We start from the raw sequence: 15,694 nt of genomic DNA on the forward strand, positions 1-15,694 counted from the left end.
GATGACCGCCGCTCCCGCCCCGACCGACTCGCACTGCCCGTACTGCGCCCTGCAGTGCGCGATGACGCTGACCCGGATCGACGACCCGACGCCGGTGAGCATCGCGGGGCGGGAGTTCCCGACCAACCGGGGCGGGCTCTGCGCGAAGGGCTGGACGGCCGCGGAGCTGCTCGCGAGCGGGCAGCGACTGCGCGCTCCGCTGATGCGCGGGTCGGACGGCACCTTCGTCGAGGTCTCCTGGGACGAGGCGCTCGACGCGGTCGCGGCGGCCGTCACGAAGGCTCAGGAGCGGCACGGAGCGGACGCGGTCGCGGTCTTCGGCGGCGGCGGGCTGACCAACGAGAAGGCCTACCAGCTGGGGAAGTTCGCCCGAATCGCGCTCGGCAGCTCGCGGATCGACTACAACGGCCGCTTCTGCATGTCCTCGGCCGCCGCCGCCGGCAACCGGGCCTTCGGTGTCGACCGCGGGCTGCCGTTCCCGGTGACCGACCTCGACGAGGCCGACACGATCCTGCTGCTGGGCTCGAACGTCGCGGCGACCATGCCGCCCTTCCTGGCGCACCTGGCCGGGGCGCGCTCGCGCGGCGGGCTGATCGTCGTCGATCCGCGCCGCTCCGCCACCGCCCGGCTCACCGAGGACGGCGCCGGACTGCACCTGCAGCCGGCGCCCGGCACCGACCTCGCGCTGCTGCTCGGCCTCACCCACCTCGTGCTCGCCGAGGAGCTGGCCGACCGCGACTACCTCGCCGCGCGCACGACCGGGTTCGACGCGGTGCGCCGCAGCGTCGCGTCCTGGTGGCCCGAGCGCACCGCCTCCGTCACGGGCGTGCCGGCCGAGCTGCTCCGCCGCGCCGCCCGCCGCCTCGCCACCGGTCGCGCCTTCGTGCTGACCGGCCGCGGGGTCGAGCAGCACGTGGACGGCACCGACACCGCGACCGCCTCGATCAACCTCGCGCTCGTGCTCGGGCTGGTCGGGCGGCCGGGCTCCGGCTACGGCACTCTCACCGGCCAGGGCAACGGCCAGGGCGGCCGCGAGCACGGGCAGAAGGCCGACCAGCTGCCCGGCTACCGCTCGATCCGCGATCCGGAGGCGCGTCGGCACGTCGCCGGTGTGTGGGGCGTGGATCCGTCGACGATCCCCGGGCCGGGGCTGCCGGCCGTCGCACTCCTCGCCGAGCTCGGCCGCTCGGTGCACTGCCTGCTCGTGCACGGCTCGAACGTGGTCGTCTCGGCGCCCGACGTCGACGCGGTGCGGGCCGGGCTCTCCGCGCTGGACACGCTGGTCGTCTGCGACTTCTTCCTCTCCGAGACCGCGGCGCTGGCCGACATCGTGCTGCCCGTGCCGCAGTGGGCCGAGGAGGAGGGGACGATGACCTCGCTCGAGGGCCGCGTCCTGCGCCGCCGCCGCGCGCTCGACCCGCCCGCCGGCGTCCGCAGCGAGCTATGGATCCTGAGCGAGCTCGCCCGCCGCCTCGCCGCGCCGTCGACCTGGTCGACCGACCCGGCGGAGGTGTTCGACGAGCTGGCCCGCGCCTCGGCCGGCGGCGTCGCGGACTACTCCGGGCTCTCGCACGCGCTGCTCGACACCGGGATCGCCGCGTACTGGCCGTACCCCGTCGGCAGCACCGGCACACCGCGGCTCTTCGGCGAGCGCTTCGGCCACGCCGACGGCCGGGCCAGGATGGTCGCCGTCAGCACCGCTCCCCCGGCGCCGGTCGACGTCGGCGCCGAGCTGACGCTGACCACCGGCCGCTACCTCCAGCAGTACCAGTCGGGCACGCAGACCCGCCGGGTCGCCGAGCTCGACGCGGCGCGGCCCGAGGCGCGGCTGGAGATCCACCCGGCCACCGCCTCCCGGCTCGGCGTCCGCGACGGAGGACCGGTCTCGGTCGGCAACGCGCGCGGAGTGGTGCGGGCACGGGCGAGCGTCACGGCCGACATCCGGCACGACACGGTCTTCCTGCCGTTCCACTACGCGGGCGAGCAGTGCGCCAACCTGCTGACCGAGGCGGTCGTCGATCCGATCTCCTCGATGCCGGAGTTCAAGCGGACGCGGGTCTGGATCCGCGCGGAAGGGGTGCTCGATGCCTGAGCCGATGACGGCCGAGAACGGGATCGCCGCGCCCGAGCGGGTCGTCCTGCTCGGCTACGGGCCGGTGGGCGCGCGCTTCGTCGAGGAGCTGCTGCCGGCCGTCCGCGCCGGTTCGGTCGCACTGACCGTCGTCGGCGCGGAATCCGCCGACGCCTACAACCGCGTGCTGCTCGCCGAGTACGCCGTCGGGCGGGCGACCCGTGAGCGCCTCGACCTCGGTGACCGCGCCACGGCCGAGGGCGCCGGCGTGGTCTTCCGGCTCGGTGCCGCCGCCGTCGGCCTCGACCGCGCGCGCGGGGTCGTCCGCCTGCACGACGACGAGCGGCTCGCCTACGACCGCCTGGTCTTCGCGACCGGCGCCCGGGCGAACGTGCCGACCCTCGCCGGGATGGAGCGCTCGCGGCGCGACCGGCGGGTGCGCTCGGCGCTGCCCGCGACGCTCGATCAGGGCGCGAGCCCGCTGCCCGAGCGCGTCGTCGCGCTGCGCGACCTCGACGACGCGCACGTCGTGCTCGACGCGGTGCGCGCCCGCTCCCGCATCGTGGTGCTCGGCGCCGGAGTGTTGGGGGTCGAGTTCGCGCTCGCCGCCGCCGAGCAGGGCGCCGACGTCGTGGTCGTGTATCACGGCGACATCCCGATGGGGCGGAACCTCGATCACGGCGGCGGGCGGATGCTCGCCGCGGCCGCCCGCGCCGCCGGCGTCGACATGGTGTCGCACGCCCGCTCGGAGAGCATCCTGCTCGCCCACGACGACCTCGGCCGCGCGCACTTCCAGGCGCTGGTCTGCGCGGACGGCAAGCAGATCGAGGGCGACCTGCTCGTGCTCTCCTGCGGTGTCGGGGCGCGCACCGAGCTCGCGGCGAGCGCCGACCTCGCGGTCTCGACCGGGATCCTCGTCGACGAGCACCAGCGCAGCTGGACGGACCCGCGCGTCTTCGCGATCGGCGACTGCGCTCACGTCGCGGCCCGCGGCTCGGCGCTGCCGGACGGGCGTGTGCCGGGCGGGCCGAGCGGCCTGATCGGCCCGGGCTGGCAGCAGGCCGACCGCCTCGCGGCCCGCATCGCGGCGGAGGCGGTGGGCCGCCTCGCCGACGAGCGCGTGCCGGCCGCGCGCCCCGCCGTGGTGATGCTGAAGGCCGAGGGCGTCGACCTGGTGGCGGGCGGCGATCCGACGGCCGAGCCCTGGGACGCCTGCGACGGCGCCCCGCACCCCGAGGTCACCGTCTGGGCCGACCCCGCCCGGGGCGGGTACGCCAAGCTCGTGACGGTCGGCGGGGTGCTGCGCGGCTTCGTCTCGGTCGGCCTGCCGCGGGTCGGCGCCGAGCTGACGCTGCTGTTCGAGCGCGGCTCCGAGCTGCCGGCCGACCGCTCGAGTCTGCTGCGGCTCGACGCTCCGGACGCGGGCGCGGCCCCGACCGGCGACCCGTTCGCTCCGGACGCGACGGTCTGCTGGTGCAACGGCGTCTCGGCCGGCACGATCGCGGACGCGGCGGCCGCGGGTCACGACACGGTCGCCTGCATCGGCTCGGCCACCCGCGCCGGCACCGGCTGCGGCGGCTGCACCGGCCGGATCGCGGAGCTCCTGGCCCGCACGGCCGTCCCGGCCTGACAGCCGTCCACGAGCGGACCCGTATCAGGCCCCGGTTCCCGCACGCACCCCGACGCCTGATCCGTTCGCCACTTCCTGCTGCTTCAGCCCCCGCAGAGCAGCAGAAAGTGCCGAACAGATCACCGCTCCCTGAGGCTCGCGGGCTCAGTCGGCGGCGTCCAGCGCCTCCGCCAGGCGGCGGGTCACCGCGCGCAGCTCGAGCTCGGCGCCGCGGACGCGCTCCTCGAGGTCGGCCGTCCGCGTCTCGCCGGCGGTGAGCAGGGGCGGCGTGACGGCCAGCGACTCCTCGGTCTCGCGGCGCAGCTCCGCCAGCGCGGCCCGGTCCTCGTCGAGGGCCGCGCGCAGCCCGGCCGTCTCGTCGCGCAGCGCCGCCGTCTCGGCGCGCACGGCCGCGAGCTCGTCCCGGAGCCCGGCCAGCTCGCCGCGGACCGCCGCGACCTCCTCGCGCACCTCCTCGGTGCGCAGCCGCGCCTGCTCGAAGTACGGGGCGACCATCCGGTGCACCGCCTCGCGCAGCGCGACGCCGCCCCGGCCGAAGCGGGTCGGCGCGGAGGCGGGGTCGGCCCTGAAGTCGTGGTCGTCGGTCATTCGTCGTCCCGTCCGGAGAAGCGGCGGTGGAGCACGTCCATCGCGCGGTGGTCCTTGTCCATGATCTCGGCCTCGAGGGCCGTGTCGGCGGCGCGCTCGGCGAGGCCCGGTCGCGAGCGGCGCTCCAGCGACCGCTCGAGCAGCTCGATCGAGCGCCCGAACGAGAGCGGTCCGCGGGCCGCCGCGCGCCCCCGCCGGCCGAGGGCCTCGAGGTCGGTCGCGCCGCTCACCACGTCGCTCATCGCCTCGAGCAGCGCCGGCGCCGAGCGGCGAATCTTGACGCAGTCGACCCCGTCGACGAGGAACTCGGCGACTCCGCTCGCGGCGGTCACGATCGGCACGCAGCCGGCCGCGGCCGCCTCCACCGGCGCGACGCCGAACGGCTCGCCCGCCCAGGTCGGGAAGAGGAAGGCGTCGGCGCGCCCGTGGGCGGCGAGCACCTCGTCGCGGGGGCGCGGGCCGTGGAAGGTCACGACGCCCTCGAGCCCCAGCGACTCGGCCTGCGCGCGGTAGCCGTCCACGTCGCCGTCGCCGTAGAGGTCGACCCGGAAGTCGCGGGTGCGCTCGGCGAGCGCGGCCGACGCCTCGAGCACGAGGTCGACGCCCTTGTGCTCGCCCAGCGACGCGGCGAAGGTGAAGCGCGTGACGCCGCCCTCGCGGTACGTCCGCGGGCCCTCGTCCTCGGGCACGACGACGCCGCGGCCGATCACCTCGACGTCGCCGAGCTGCAGCCCGCCCGCCTCGATCGTCTCGACGAGCGAGCGGCTCACGGCCACGATCTCGCCGCGGTCGAAGTGGTCGGCCCGATCCGCGCCGTAGACCGCGAGCACCTTCTCCGGCAGGCCGTCGACGAGCGCGTTCGGCGTGCGGTCGCCGAGGTTCCACAGCCACCCCGCCTCGACCCGGCGCAGCAGGTCGACGATCGCGAGCCCGCCGATCCCCAGCAGGTTGAAGGCCACCACGTGGGTCGGAGCGAAGTCGCGCAGCTCCTCGAGCAGGATGCGGGTGTTCTCGAACCGCGACACCGCGCTCTCGTGGTGCATCAGCCGGGCGATCTCGCCGCCGGTCTGCGGCAGCGGGAAGTAGGTGCGGAGGCTCAGGGTGCGGTGCACCTCGACGCCGGACGGCTCCGGCGGCAGGTAGGTCGGCGTGGTCAGCACCCGGACCTCGTGGCCGCGGGCGGCCATCGCCTCGGCGACGCGGGCGCAGGTCATCTCGTAGCCGCCGAGCACCTGCGGCGGGTAGAGGTTGCTGAGGAAGAGGAGTCTCATGCGCTCGCCCCCTGCCGGTCGGCGTCCGCTGCGATGCGGGCGGTGACCTCCGGCGTGTAGCTGGCGCCGGCCTGGCGGTCGTTGCCGCCGTCCCAGTAGTTGACGAGGTAGAGGCCGGTCTGCTGCGTCCGCGGGACGAACGGGAAGAGCTCGGCGGCCGGCTCGATCTGCGCGACGCGGTAGCCCGCGTCGACGGCGCGCACGTGCAGCCAGATGTCGTCGGCGTCGGGCGCGACCTCCCGGAAGGCGTCGCCGTGCTCAGCGATCGCGACCATCAGCTCGCTCGGGAACAGCTGCCCGGACACCGAGGTGCCGAAGACGTCGAAACCGGCCCGCGTGTCCGCGACGGGCGGCCAGCTCGTGTACGGAGCGACGACGCCGTCGGCGACCAGCACCCGGTGCGCGCGGTAGCAGAGCACCGTCTCGCGCGGGTAGCGCAAGCGGGCGTCGAGCAGACCCCGGAGCCAGCTGCGCGGGTAGACGATGTCGTCGTCGGAGGTGACCAGGTCGCGCTCCCCCGCCCGCCCGGAGAGCAGGTGCGGGTAGTACTTGGTGTGCACGCGGTAGCCGTCGACCAGCCGGATCTCGAGCCCGCGGCGGCGCAGGCGCTCGAGGCTCGCGGGCAGCGCGGTGAACAGCGCCGGGTCGTCCAGCCAGAGCACGAGCCGGGCCGGGCGGGCGGACCCGCGGGCGATCGACTCGATCGCGACGTGCACGCGCCGGATCCGCTCGCCGTGGGTCGTCATCGTGACGACGACCTCTCCGGCCGGGTCGACGACCGAGCGGCGCGAGACGCGGTTGGCGAGGTCGAGGCCGAGCAGCTCGCGCCGGAACGCGAGCGAGCGCGGGTGGTCGATCGGGCGGGCGGCCACGACCGCGGCGCGGCGCTCGCGGAGGCTCTGCGGCGCGGATCGGGCCCGGCGCGCGAGGCGGAGCAGGCGGGTGCGGGGGCGGAGCCGGGCCCCCAGCGCGGCGAGGCGCGTGCGGGGCCGGAGACGTCGGCCGAGCGCGGCGAGGGCGGAGTGCATCGGTCCAGGATAACCAGGCACCCCTGGACGGCCGGTGGCCTCAGCGGCCGCCGAGGACCGCGTAGGCCCGCACCGGGAAGGTGCCGAAGCCGCTCACCTTGGGCGGGACCGCGGTGAAGCGGGCGCCCGTGGCGGGGAGCTGCTCGAGCCCGCGGAGGTGCTCCACGACGTGCACTCCCGCGGCGAGGAGGAGGCTGTGGGCGGGCCGCTCGCCCCCGCCCTCGACGTCGTCGATGTTGACGGAGTCGATGCCGACGAGCACCGCGCCGCCGGCGATCACCGCCTCCGCCCCGGCCGCGGTGAGGAACGGCGCGCCGCTCGCGTACCCGGGCGTGGCGAAGTGCGCGTCCCAGCCGGTCGAGAGCAGCACCGCGGCTCCGGAGACGTCGAGTCCGTCGAACGCGTCGCGGCCGATCCCGCGCCGTCCGGCCGCGCGCGCGTCGACGACGACGGCGGGGAGGTCGACCAGTGTCTCGAGGTCGAGCCCGGCCAGGTCGGTGCCGCCCTCGTAGCGGTGGAACGGGCTGTCGAGGTAGGTGCCGGTGTTGCCGATCATCTCGATGACGTCCAGCGCGAACTCGGTGCCCGGGGCGTAGGCGGCGCGCGAGGCCTCCCGCGTGAGGTGCGGCCGGATCCGCGGCGCCGGCAGGCCGGGGTAGGTCACCAGCCCGTCCGCGACGGTGTGACTGAGATCGACGATGCGGCGCGCGGAGGAGGTCATGCTTCCGATCGTGCCAGTGGCAGGATCACCGCGTCCCTCGAAGAACTGCCACTCATCGCCCGAAGAAGGCCAGCCGTCGGCCACCTCCGGCACGCAGAACCACCTTCGGCACGCGGAAACGACCGGATCCGGCGAGCCCGACCGCGAATCACGAGCCGAACATGCGCACGTGAGCGCCGGGCGCACCTCCGGCACGCGGAAACACCTCCGGCACGCGGAATCCGCCGACGCCTGCGAGCCGGACGCGATTCCGCGAGCCGGAGGTGCGAGCAGACGCCTGGGCGACACCGGACTCGGCCCGGGCCGCCTGCGCCGCTACTTCTTCGGCAGCGCCGCCGCGAGGTCCGCGATCAGGTCGCTCGCGTCCTCGATGCCGACCGACAGCCGCACCAGCGACTCCGACACCTCGAGCGGCGTGCCCTTGACCGACGCGTGGGTCATCTCGCTCGGGTAGCCGATCAGCGACTCCACGCCGCCCAGCGACTCCGCCAGCTGGAACAGCTCGGTCGACTCCGCGAACTTGCGCGCCGCGCGCGGGGTCGCCAGCTCGACCGAGAGCATGCCGCCGAACCCCGACATCTGGCGCTTCGCCAGCTCGTGGCCCGGGTGCGAGGGCAGGCCCGGGTAGTGCACGGCCGTCACGGCGGAGTGCCCGGCCAGGAACTCGGCGACCGCCTGAGCGTTCTTGGAGTGGCGCTCCATCCGGATCGCGAGCGTCTTGATGCCCCGCACGGTCAGCCAGGCGTCCATGGGGCTGGAGATCGCGCCGACCGCGAACTGCAGGAAGGCGACCTTCTCGGCGAGCGGGCCGGAGCGCAGCGCGAGCGCCCCGCCGACCACGTCCGAGTGCCCGCCGAGGTACTTCGTCGTCGAGTGCACGACCACGTCGGCGCCGAGCGCGAGCGGCTGCTGCAGCGCCGAGGAGGCGAAGGTGTTGTCGACGACCACGATCAGGTCGTGCGCGTGCGCCAGGTCGGCCAGCTCCGCGATGTCGCTGATGGTCATCAGCGGGTTCGACGGCGTCTCGACCCAGAGCATCTTGGTCTCGCCGGGGCGGATCGCGTGCTGCACCTCGCGCAGGTTCGACATGTCGACCGCGGTGTTGCTGATGCCCCAGGCCGCGTGCACCCGGTCGATCAGCCGGTGGCTTCCGCCGTACGCGTCGTTGCCGAGCACGATGTGGTCGCCGGGAGCGAGCGCCGCGCGGATCAGGGTGTCCTCGGCGGCGAGGCCGGAGGAGAACGAGTAGGCGACGTCCGCGCCCTCGAGCGAGGCGATCAGCTCCTGCAGCGAGTCGCGGGTCGGGTTCGCCGAGCGGGCGTACTCGTAGCCGCCGCGGAAGCCGCCGATCCCGTCCTGGACGAAGGTCGACGTCATGTAGACGGGCGGGACGACGGCGCCGGTGGTCGGGTCGAACTCCTGACCGGCGTGGATGGCGCGGGTGTCGAAGTGCTGCTTCTTGGGCATGATCGCGGGGCTTTCCTGGTCGAGGGGGTGGAGAAGAAGGGAGGGGCGGCGCTCAGGCCGTCGCGAACGACAGGAGGTCCTGCCGGGTGATCACGGCGACGGGCTTGCCCTCGTCGGTGACGAGCAGGGCGTTCGCCTCGCTCAGCGCGGCGCGGGCCGCCGTGATGCTCTCACCGAGACCGATCAGCCGGAGCGCGTCGCCGGCGGAGGCGCCGATCGGATCGGTCATCGAGGTCGCGCCGCTGAAGACGCGGTCGAGCAGCTCGCGCTCGTCGACCGCGCCGACGACCTCGCCCATCACCACGGGCGGCTCGGCGGTGAGGACGGGCAGCTGCGAGACGCCGTAGGTCGTCATGATCTCGATCGCGTCGCGGACGGTGTCGCTGGGGTGCACGTGCACGAGGGCCGGCAGGTCGCCCGTGCTGGGGTTCGCGGCCCGCGCCGAGAGGACGTCGCGGACGGTGCCCTCCTCGCGGTGCTCGAGGAAGCCGTAGGAGCGCATCCAGCGGTCGTTGAAGATCTTGCCGAGGTAGCCGCGCCCGCCGTCGGGCAGCAGCACGACGACCACGTCGTCGGGTCCGAGCTCGGCGGCGGCCTTGAGCGCGACCGAGACGGCGAGGCCGCTCGAGCCGCCGACCAGCAGGCCCTCCTCGCGGGCGAGCCGGCGGGTCATCGCGAACGACTCCGCGTCGCTCGAGGCGATGATCCGGTCGACGACGCTCGGGTCGTAGGCGCTCGGCCAGAAGTCCTCGCCGACGCCCTCGGTCAGGTACGGGCGGCCGCCGCCGCCGGAGTAGACCGAGCCCTCGGGGTCGGCGCCGACGATCTGCACGCGGCCCTCCGACACCTCCTTGAGGTAGCGGCCGACGCCGCTGATGGTGCCGCCGGTGCCGACGCCCGCCACGAAGTGCGTCAGCTTCCCGGCGGTGTCGCGCCAGATCTCGGGGCCGGTGGTCTCGTAGTGGCTGAGCGGGCCGTTGAGGTTCGCGTACTGGTTGGGCTTGAAGGCGCCCGGGATCTCGCGCGCCAGCCGGTCGGAGACGGAGTAGTAGGAGTCCGGGTCCTCGGGAGCGACGGCCGTCGGGGTGACGACGATCTCGGCGCCGTACGCGGTGAGCACGTTCCGCTTGTCCTCGCCGACCTTGTCGGGCAGGACGAACACGCAGCGGTAGCCGCGCTGCTGCGCGACGAGGGCCAGGCCGATGCCGGTGTTGCCGCTGGTCGGCTCGACGATCGTGCCGCCGGGCTTCAGCAGGCCGTCGCGCTCGGCCGCGTCGATGATGCGGGTCGCGATGCGGTCCTTGGACGAGCCGCCGGGGTTGAGGTACTCCACCTTGACCAGGACGGTGGCCTGCACGCCCGAGGCGACCGGGCCGAGCTTCACGAGCGGGGTGTCGCCGATCAGGTCGAGCACCGAATCGGCGTACGCCATCCCGGTGTCCGGGCGTGCGGGAAGGGCTCGATCGAGGGTCATGCGGCCAGCGTATCAACCGCGGATCGCCGGATGACGGGGGTCGCCGAGACCCCCGGACGCGGCCCCGGCACGGTCCGCGGGAGAGTGGTTCAGCGCAGAGGAGTGCCCTATCGTGGGGGTCCTCGCGTCACCGCCGACCGGAACGGACACCGCCTGCAATGACCCCTCCGATCACCGCCACGACGCGGGGTCCGGCCGATGCACGCCTGCTCAGACTGCTCGGCCCCGCCATGGTCGCCGGAGTCGCCTACCTCGATCCGGGCAATGTCGCCAGCAACATGACGGCGGGCGCCCGCTTCGGCTATCTGCTCGTCTGGGTCGTCGTCCTCGGCAACCTGATGGCCTGGCTGATCCAGTACCTCTCGGCCAAGCTCGGCCTGATGACGGGCAAGTCGCTGCCCGAGCTGCTCGGTGAGCGCCTGCGCGGCCGCTGGGGCCGGCGGGCGTACTGGCTGCAGGCCGAGACCGTCGCGATCGCCACGGACCTCGCCGAGGTCATCGGCGGCGCGATCGCGCTGAACCTGCTGTTCGGGCTGCCGTTGCTCGCGGGCGGACTCGTGACCGGGGCCGTCTCCCTGGTGCTCCTGGTGATCCAGACCCGCGGCGGCGCACAGCCGTTCGAGCGCGTGATCACGGCGCTGATGGTCGTCATCGCCGTCGGCTTCACCGTGGGCGTGGTCGTCGATCCGCCGGACGCGGGCGCGGCCGCCGCCGGGCTCCTCCCCCGCTTCGACGGCTCGGAGTCGGTGTTGCTCGCCGCGTCGATCCTCGGCGCCACCGTGATGCCGCACGCGATCTACGCGCACTCGGCTCTCGCGCGCGACCGCTTCGGCCGCGTCGACGGGGTGACCGCCCGCCGGAGGATCCTCACGGCCACCCGGATCGACGTCACCGTCGCCCTCGCGATCGCCGGCACCGTGAACCTCGCGATCCTGCTGCTCGCCGCGCACTCGCTGTCCGGCGTCGCCGGGACCGACAGCCTCGAGGGTGCGCACGCCGCGATCGGCGCGGCCCTCGGCCCGGTCGTCGCGACGCTCTTCGCGGTCGGCCTCCTCGCCTCCGGCCTCGCCTCGACCTCGGTCGGCGCCTACGCCGGCGCGGAGATCATGCACGGGCTGCTGAACCTGCGGGTGCCGCTCGTCGCCCGCCGCCTCGTCACGCTGATCCCGGCGCTGATCGTCCTCGGGATCGGCTTCGACCCGACCCGCGCGCTCGTGCTCAGCCAGGTCGTGCTCTCGTTCGGCATCCCGTTCGCACTCGTGCCGCTCGTCGCCCTCACCCGCGACCGCGCCCTGATGGGCGACCAGGCGAACCGCTGGTTCACCACCCTCGGCGCGATCCTCGCCGCCCTCTTCCTGATCGTTCTCAACGGCCTGCTCCTCTGGCTGACCTTCACCGGCTGACCGCGGCGGATCTCGATACGCCCTCTTCGAGGGCTACTCGATCACCATGAGGCGACGCCCTCTGCGAGCGCGGCCCGACCACTCTGCGCTGCATGCTGGTCGAGTAGCCCCGGAGGGGCGTATCGAGACCCGCCCACCCCGAGCACTCCCACCCCGCATTGATCCGATCCGGAGCCTCGCTCGTTATCCTCTGAGAGCGCCTCTCAGGCGCCTGCGCCTCCCCCGGCGCGCCACCCCGCGATCAGAACGAGAGACGCCACCGTGCCCAAAGACACGATGTCCGCCAAGAACCGCGCCCGCCAGGACAAGGTCGAGGCCTACAAGCGCGAGCAGGCCAAGCGCAAGCGCAGCGGCCGGATCTGGATCTGGTCGCTCTCGGCCCTCGCCGTCGTCGCGATCGGCGGCATCGTCGCCGTCACCGTCTTCGGCAACCAGCAGATCGTCGAGGCCCGGCAGATCGACGGCCTGCAGACCTTCGAGAACGACGCGACCCACGTCGCCGGCACCGTCGACTACGCGCAGACCCCTCCCGCGGGCGGCCCGCACAACGCCGTCTGGATGAACTGCGGTGTCTACGACGAGCCCGTCCCGAACGAGAACGCCGTGCACGACCTCGAGCACGGCGCCGTCTGGGCGACCTACGACCCGTCCCTCCCGCAGAGCGAGGTCGACGCCCTGATCGCCGCGATGCCCGACACCTACGCGGTCGTCTCGCCCTACGAGGGTCTCGAGTCGCCGATCGTGCTCAGCGCCTGGGACGCCCAGGTCGCCATCGACTCCCCCGAGGACCCGCGCATCGACGCGTTCATCGAGCGCTTCTGGCAGGCCTCGACCGCACCCGAGCCCGGTGCCCCGTGCACCGGAGGCATCGATGCGCCCGGCAAGCAGTAGGGGCCGCCTCCTCGTCGCGGCCGTCGCCGTCGTAGCCCTCCTCCTGGGCGCGGCGGGCGGCTACCTCTTCGGCGCCCTCGCCCCGTTCTCGTCCTCGGCCACCCCGTCGACGACGAGCGCGGAGGCCGGCTTCGCCCGCGACATGCAGGTGCACCACCTCCAGGGCGCCGAGCTGGCGATGATCGCGCGGGACCGCAGCGCCGACGACGAGGTGCTCACCGTCTCAAAGGACATCCTGCTCACCCAGCAGCAGCAGGCCGGTCAGCTCTTCGGCTGGCTGAACTCCTGGGGCCTCCCGCAGGCGGCCCCCGAGCCGTCGATGACCTGGATGGGCCGGCCGACCCTCGCCGGCGCCGCCGACGAACACTCCTCGATGGGCATGTCCACGGAGGAGGACGTCGTCCCCGAGAGCATGCCCGGCCTCGCGACGCCCGAGCAGATCGCCGAGCTGAGCACGCTCACCGGCCGCGACTTCGACCGCAGGTTCCTCGAGCTGATGATCGCCCACCACCGCGGCGCGATCGACATGGCCGAGGCGCTGCTCGCCCGCAGCCGCGCCACGGTCGCCACCGACTTCGCCTCCTCCGTCGTGAAGGCCCAGGAGGCCGAGATCTCCCTGATGGAGCAGATGCTCGCCGACCGCCCGGCGGTCTGACCGGCGTCCTGCGTGCAGAACGTCAGCGGAGAACCGTGCTCATCCGCCATCGGCGATGAGGGGCCGTCTCAGCTGATGTCCTGCACCATCACCCCGCGCAGCGACCGAGCGATCCCCTCTCTCGGGCCGTCTCAGGGCTGAGACGGAGTCGACCGGGGTCTCAGCGCTGAGACGGCCGAGAGTCGACGCCGCTGCAGGTCCGCTCGGCGGGATGCGACAGCGGGAGCGACGGAGTGGCCGAGGGCGTCCTCAGGAGCTGAGGGCCGTCTCGACCTGCTGGGCGTAGAGGGAGGCGTAGAGGCCGCGGCGCTCGAGCAGCTCGAGGTGGGTGCCCGACTCGACGATGCGTCCGCCGTCGACGACGTGGATGACGTCGGCCGAGACGACCGTCGAGAGGCGGTGCGCGATGGCGATGGTGGTGCGGCCGCGGGCGGCGTCGTCGAGAGCGGTCTGCACGATCCGCTCCGAGACGGTGTCCAGCGCGCTGGTCGCCTCGTCGAGGATGAGGACGGCCGGGTCCTTCAGCAGCACCCGCGCGATCGCGAGGCGCTGCTTCTCGCCGCCGGAGAGCCGGTAGCCGCGCTCGCCGACGAGGGTGTCGTAGCCGTCGGGGAAGGACGCGATCGTGTCGTGGATGTTCGCCGACCGGGCGGCCGCCTCCAGCTCCTCCTGCGCCGCGCCGGGGCGGGCGTAGCGGAGGTTGTCGGCGATCGTCGCGTGGAAGAGGTAGGTCTCCTGGCTGACGATGCCGATGTGCGAGACCAGCGACTCCTGACGGAGCTCGCGGACGTCCGTGCCGGCGAAGCGGACGGAGCCCTCGGAGACGTCGTAGAGACGGGGCACCAGGTACGAGATCGTCGTCTTGCCGGCGCCGGACGGCCCGACGAACGCGACGAACTGGCCCGGCGCGATCGAGACCGAGACGCGGTCGAGCGTCGGCCTGACGTCGTCGGTCTGGTCGGGGTAGCGGAAGACGACGTCGTCCAGCTCGACGCGGCCGAGCTCGCCGTCGACGTCGCGGGCGCCCGCGCGGTCGGCGATGGCGGGCCGCAGGTCCAGGTACTCGAAGATGCGGGCGAAGAGCGCGCCGGCGGTCTGCAGGTCGAGCGCGACGCGCATCAGCCCGAGCAGCGGCCACATCAGCCGGGCCTGCACGGTGGTGAAGGCGACGACGGTGCCCGCGGTGACGGTCGTCCCGCCGAGGATCAGCCAGGCGGCGACGAGGTAGACGACCACGGGGATCACCGAGAGGAAGATCTGCACGGTCGCGAAGAACCACTGCCCGGACATCTGCTGGCGGACCTGGAGATCGATCTGCCGGCCGTTCTCATCGGCGTAGCGGGTGACCTCCGACTCCTGACGGCCGAAGCTCTTGGCGAGCAGGATGCCCGAGACGCTCAGCGTCTCCTGCGTGATCGCCGTCATCTCGGACAGCGACTCCTGCGTCTTCGTGGCGATCCGGGCGCGGACCTGGCCGACCCGGCGCTGCGCGATCACGAGCACCGGAGTGAGCACCACCGCGACGATCGTCATCTGCCAGGAGAGCAGGAGCATCGCGACGACGGCCGCGATCACGGTGACGGTGTTGCCGAGCACGCTCGAGACGGTGTTGGTGAGGACGCTGGCCACGCCGCCGACGTCGTTGGCGAGGCGCGACTGGATGACGCCGGTGCGCGTGCGGGTGAAGAAGCCGAGCTCCATCGCCTGGAGGTGGCGGAACAGCCGGATGCGCAGCTCGCCCATCACGCTGTTGCCGACCGTGGCGGTGAGGAAGGTCTGCCAGACGCCGAGCACGGCGGAGACCACCCAGATCAGCACCATCACGCCGACCAGCTCGAGCAGGACGGGGAGGTTCGGACGGCCCGACTCCGGGAACAGGCCGCGGTCGAAGGCGAGCTGGGTGAGCAGCGGCGGCACGACGGTGAGGGCGGCGCCGACGAGCACGAGGGCGACGGTGAGAGTGAGCTTCGTGCGGTGGGCGTGGAAGAGCGAGGCGATCCGGGAGAAGAGGTGATCGATCCGCGGGGCGTCGGAGTTCTTCCGCCGCTGGGCGTCGGGGTCGCTGCTGGAGATCTTCCCGCGCACCGCGCCCGCGCGCATCCCGCCGCCGCTCGCGACGTCACCCATCCTGCTCATCGCTCGACCATAACCCCGGCCGCCGACACCGCCCGCGGCTTCCGCCCACGGCGAAGATGTGCTCAGCGGCGGGCCCTCGGCGGCGACCCCGCCGCCCCAGACGGGCCGCGTTCCGCGGACTCCGCTCCCCGGGTCTCGATACGCCGCCGCAGGCGGCGTATCGAGATCCCGCCTCTCCGGGCTGAGTCCTGCCGACTCATGCTGGTCGAGTAGCCCCGCAGGGGCGTATCGAGACCCGACGTCACCAGCACGGCAGGTCTGCAGACTCAGGTACTGACGGTGGTGGATCTCGAAGCTTCTATTTGTCAAGGTCGGCAGAGGAGGGGGAAGAGTTCGCGGCAGAGAGCTCGTTTGAGGAG

12 protein-coding genes are annotated in these 15,694 nt (G+C 73.6%); 5 read left to right on the forward strand and 7 right to left on the reverse strand.

Annotated features, from left to right (window positions below):
• The first annotated feature begins 1 nt into the window (after nucleotide 1).
• A complete protein-coding gene (locus MT351_RS12175) occupies nucleotides 2–2,092 on the forward strand; it encodes a molybdopterin oxidoreductase family protein (protein ID WP_243582295.1) in 2,091 nt (696 codons plus the stop codon).
• Nucleotides 2,085–3,701, forward strand: coding sequence for an NAD(P)/FAD-dependent oxidoreductase (locus MT351_RS12180; RefSeq protein WP_243582296.1), 1,617 nt, complete (start codon nucleotides 2,085–2,087; stop codon nucleotides 3,699–3,701). The genes MT351_RS12175 and MT351_RS12180 overlap by 8 nt, the downstream gene beginning before the upstream one ends.
• A 144-nt stretch (nucleotides 3,702–3,845) precedes the next feature.
• On the opposite strand, the gene MT351_RS12185 is transcribed toward MT351_RS12180, so the two are convergent.
• From MT351_RS12185 to MT351_RS12210, 6 genes are all read right to left on the reverse strand, one after another.
• Nucleotides 3,846–4,289 carry a hypothetical protein gene (locus MT351_RS12185; protein ID WP_243582297.1) on the reverse strand — a complete coding sequence of 148 codons (444 nt, stop codon included), beginning with the start codon at nucleotides 4,287–4,289 and terminating at the stop codon, nucleotides 3,846–3,848.
• The gene (locus MT351_RS12190) at nucleotides 4,286–5,560 is read right to left on the reverse strand and encodes a glycosyltransferase family 4 protein (protein WP_243582298.1); all 1,275 of its coding nucleotides are present in this window, start codon (nucleotides 5,558–5,560) and stop codon (nucleotides 4,286–4,288) included. The genes MT351_RS12185 and MT351_RS12190 overlap by 4 nt, the downstream gene beginning before the upstream one ends.
• Entirely contained in the window at nucleotides 5,557–6,588 is a 1,032-nt protein-coding gene (locus MT351_RS12195; protein WP_243582299.1) for a hypothetical protein, read from the reverse strand. Before MT351_RS12195 ends, MT351_RS12190 begins: the two co-directional genes overlap by 4 nt.
• Nucleotides 6,589–6,628: 40 nt before the next feature.
• Complete coding sequence (locus MT351_RS12200) at nucleotides 6,629–7,309, reverse strand: cyclase family protein (RefSeq protein WP_243582300.1); 681 nt, start codon at nucleotides 7,307–7,309, stop codon at nucleotides 6,629–6,631.
• Between the two features lie 315 nt (nucleotides 7,310–7,624).
• Nucleotides 7,625–8,776 (reverse strand): cystathionine gamma-synthase, encoded by a 1,152-nt coding sequence (locus MT351_RS12205; protein ID WP_123447781.1) that lies wholly within the window; start codon nucleotides 8,774–8,776, stop codon nucleotides 7,625–7,627.
• Nucleotides 8,777–8,828: 52 nt separating this feature from the next.
• Nucleotides 8,829–10,208, reverse strand: a complete 1,380-nt coding sequence (locus MT351_RS12210; RefSeq protein WP_123447782.1) for a cystathionine beta-synthase — start codon at nucleotides 10,206–10,208, stop codon at nucleotides 8,829–8,831.
• Nucleotides 10,209–10,408: 200 nt separating this feature from the next.
• Here MT351_RS12210 and MT351_RS12215 point away from each other — a divergent pair, with 200 nt between their 5' ends.
• The 3 genes from MT351_RS12215 (at nucleotide 10,409) to MT351_RS12225 (ending at nucleotide 13,199) form a co-directional block, all read left to right on the forward strand.
• Nucleotides 10,409–11,653, forward strand: coding sequence for an Nramp family divalent metal transporter (locus MT351_RS12215; RefSeq protein WP_123447783.1), 1,245 nt, complete (start codon nucleotides 10,409–10,411; stop codon nucleotides 11,651–11,653).
• Between the two features lie 261 nt (nucleotides 11,654–11,914).
• Nucleotides 11,915–12,544: a DUF3105 domain-containing protein gene (locus MT351_RS12220; RefSeq protein ID WP_243582301.1), complete on the forward strand. Its 630-nt coding sequence runs from the start codon at nucleotides 11,915–11,917 to the stop codon at nucleotides 12,542–12,544.
• The gene (locus tag MT351_RS12225) at nucleotides 12,525–13,199 is read left to right on the forward strand and encodes a DUF305 domain-containing protein (protein WP_123447785.1); all 675 of its coding nucleotides are present in this window, start codon (nucleotides 12,525–12,527) and stop codon (nucleotides 13,197–13,199) included. Before MT351_RS12220 ends, MT351_RS12225 begins: the two co-directional genes overlap by 20 nt.
• Nucleotides 13,200–13,448: 249 nt before the next feature.
• Here MT351_RS12225 and MT351_RS12230 read toward each other — a convergent pair whose 3' ends face one another.
• Complete coding sequence (locus tag MT351_RS12230; RefSeq protein WP_243582310.1) at nucleotides 13,449–15,326, reverse strand: ABC transporter ATP-binding protein; 1,878 nt, start codon at nucleotides 15,324–15,326, stop codon at nucleotides 13,449–13,451.
• Between the last annotated feature and the right edge of the window lie 368 nt (nucleotides 15,327–15,694).

The organism is Rathayibacter sp. VKM Ac-2926, from assembly GCF_022815565.1.
In the GTDB taxonomy this organism is placed as follows: Bacteria; Actinomycetota; Actinomycetes; order Actinomycetales; family Microbacteriaceae; genus Rathayibacter; species Rathayibacter festucae.

Bases quoted from the DNA above. Each gene is read 5' to 3' on its own strand.
- MT351_RS12175 (WP_243582295.1), top strand. From the start codon at position 2: ATGACCGCCGCTCCCGCCCCGACCGACTCGCACTGCCCGTACTGCGCC.
- MT351_RS12180 (WP_243582296.1), top strand. From the start codon at position 2,085: ATGCCTGAGCCGATGACGGCCGAGAACGGGATCGCCGCGCCCGAGCGG.
- MT351_RS12185 (WP_243582297.1), bottom strand. From the start codon at position 4,289: ATGACCGACGACCACGACTTCAGGGCCGACCCCGCCTCCGCGCCGACC.
- MT351_RS12190 (WP_243582298.1), bottom strand. From the start codon at position 5,560: ATGAGACTCCTCTTCCTCAGCAACCTCTACCCGCCGCAGGTGCTCGGC.
- MT351_RS12195 (WP_243582299.1), bottom strand. From the start codon at position 6,588: ATGCACTCCGCCCTCGCCGCGCTCGGCCGACGTCTCCGGCCCCGCACG.
- MT351_RS12200 (WP_243582300.1), bottom strand. From the start codon at position 7,309: ATGACCTCCTCCGCGCGCCGCATCGTCGATCTCAGTCACACCGTCGCG.
- MT351_RS12205 (WP_123447781.1), bottom strand. From the start codon at position 8,776: ATGCCCAAGAAGCAGCACTTCGACACCCGCGCCATCCACGCCGGTCAG.
- MT351_RS12210 (WP_123447782.1), bottom strand. From the start codon at position 10,208: ATGGCGTACGCCGATTCGGTGCTCGACCTGATCGGCGACACCCCGCTC.
- MT351_RS12215 (WP_123447783.1), top strand. From the start codon at position 10,409: ATGACCCCTCCGATCACCGCCACGACGCGGGGTCCGGCCGATGCACGC.
- MT351_RS12225 (WP_123447785.1), top strand. From the start codon at position 12,525: ATGCGCCCGGCAAGCAGTAGGGGCCGCCTCCTCGTCGCGGCCGTCGCC.
- MT351_RS12230 (WP_243582310.1), bottom strand. From the start codon at position 15,326: ATGGGTGACGTCGCGAGCGGCGGCGGGATGCGCGCGGGCGCGGTGCGC.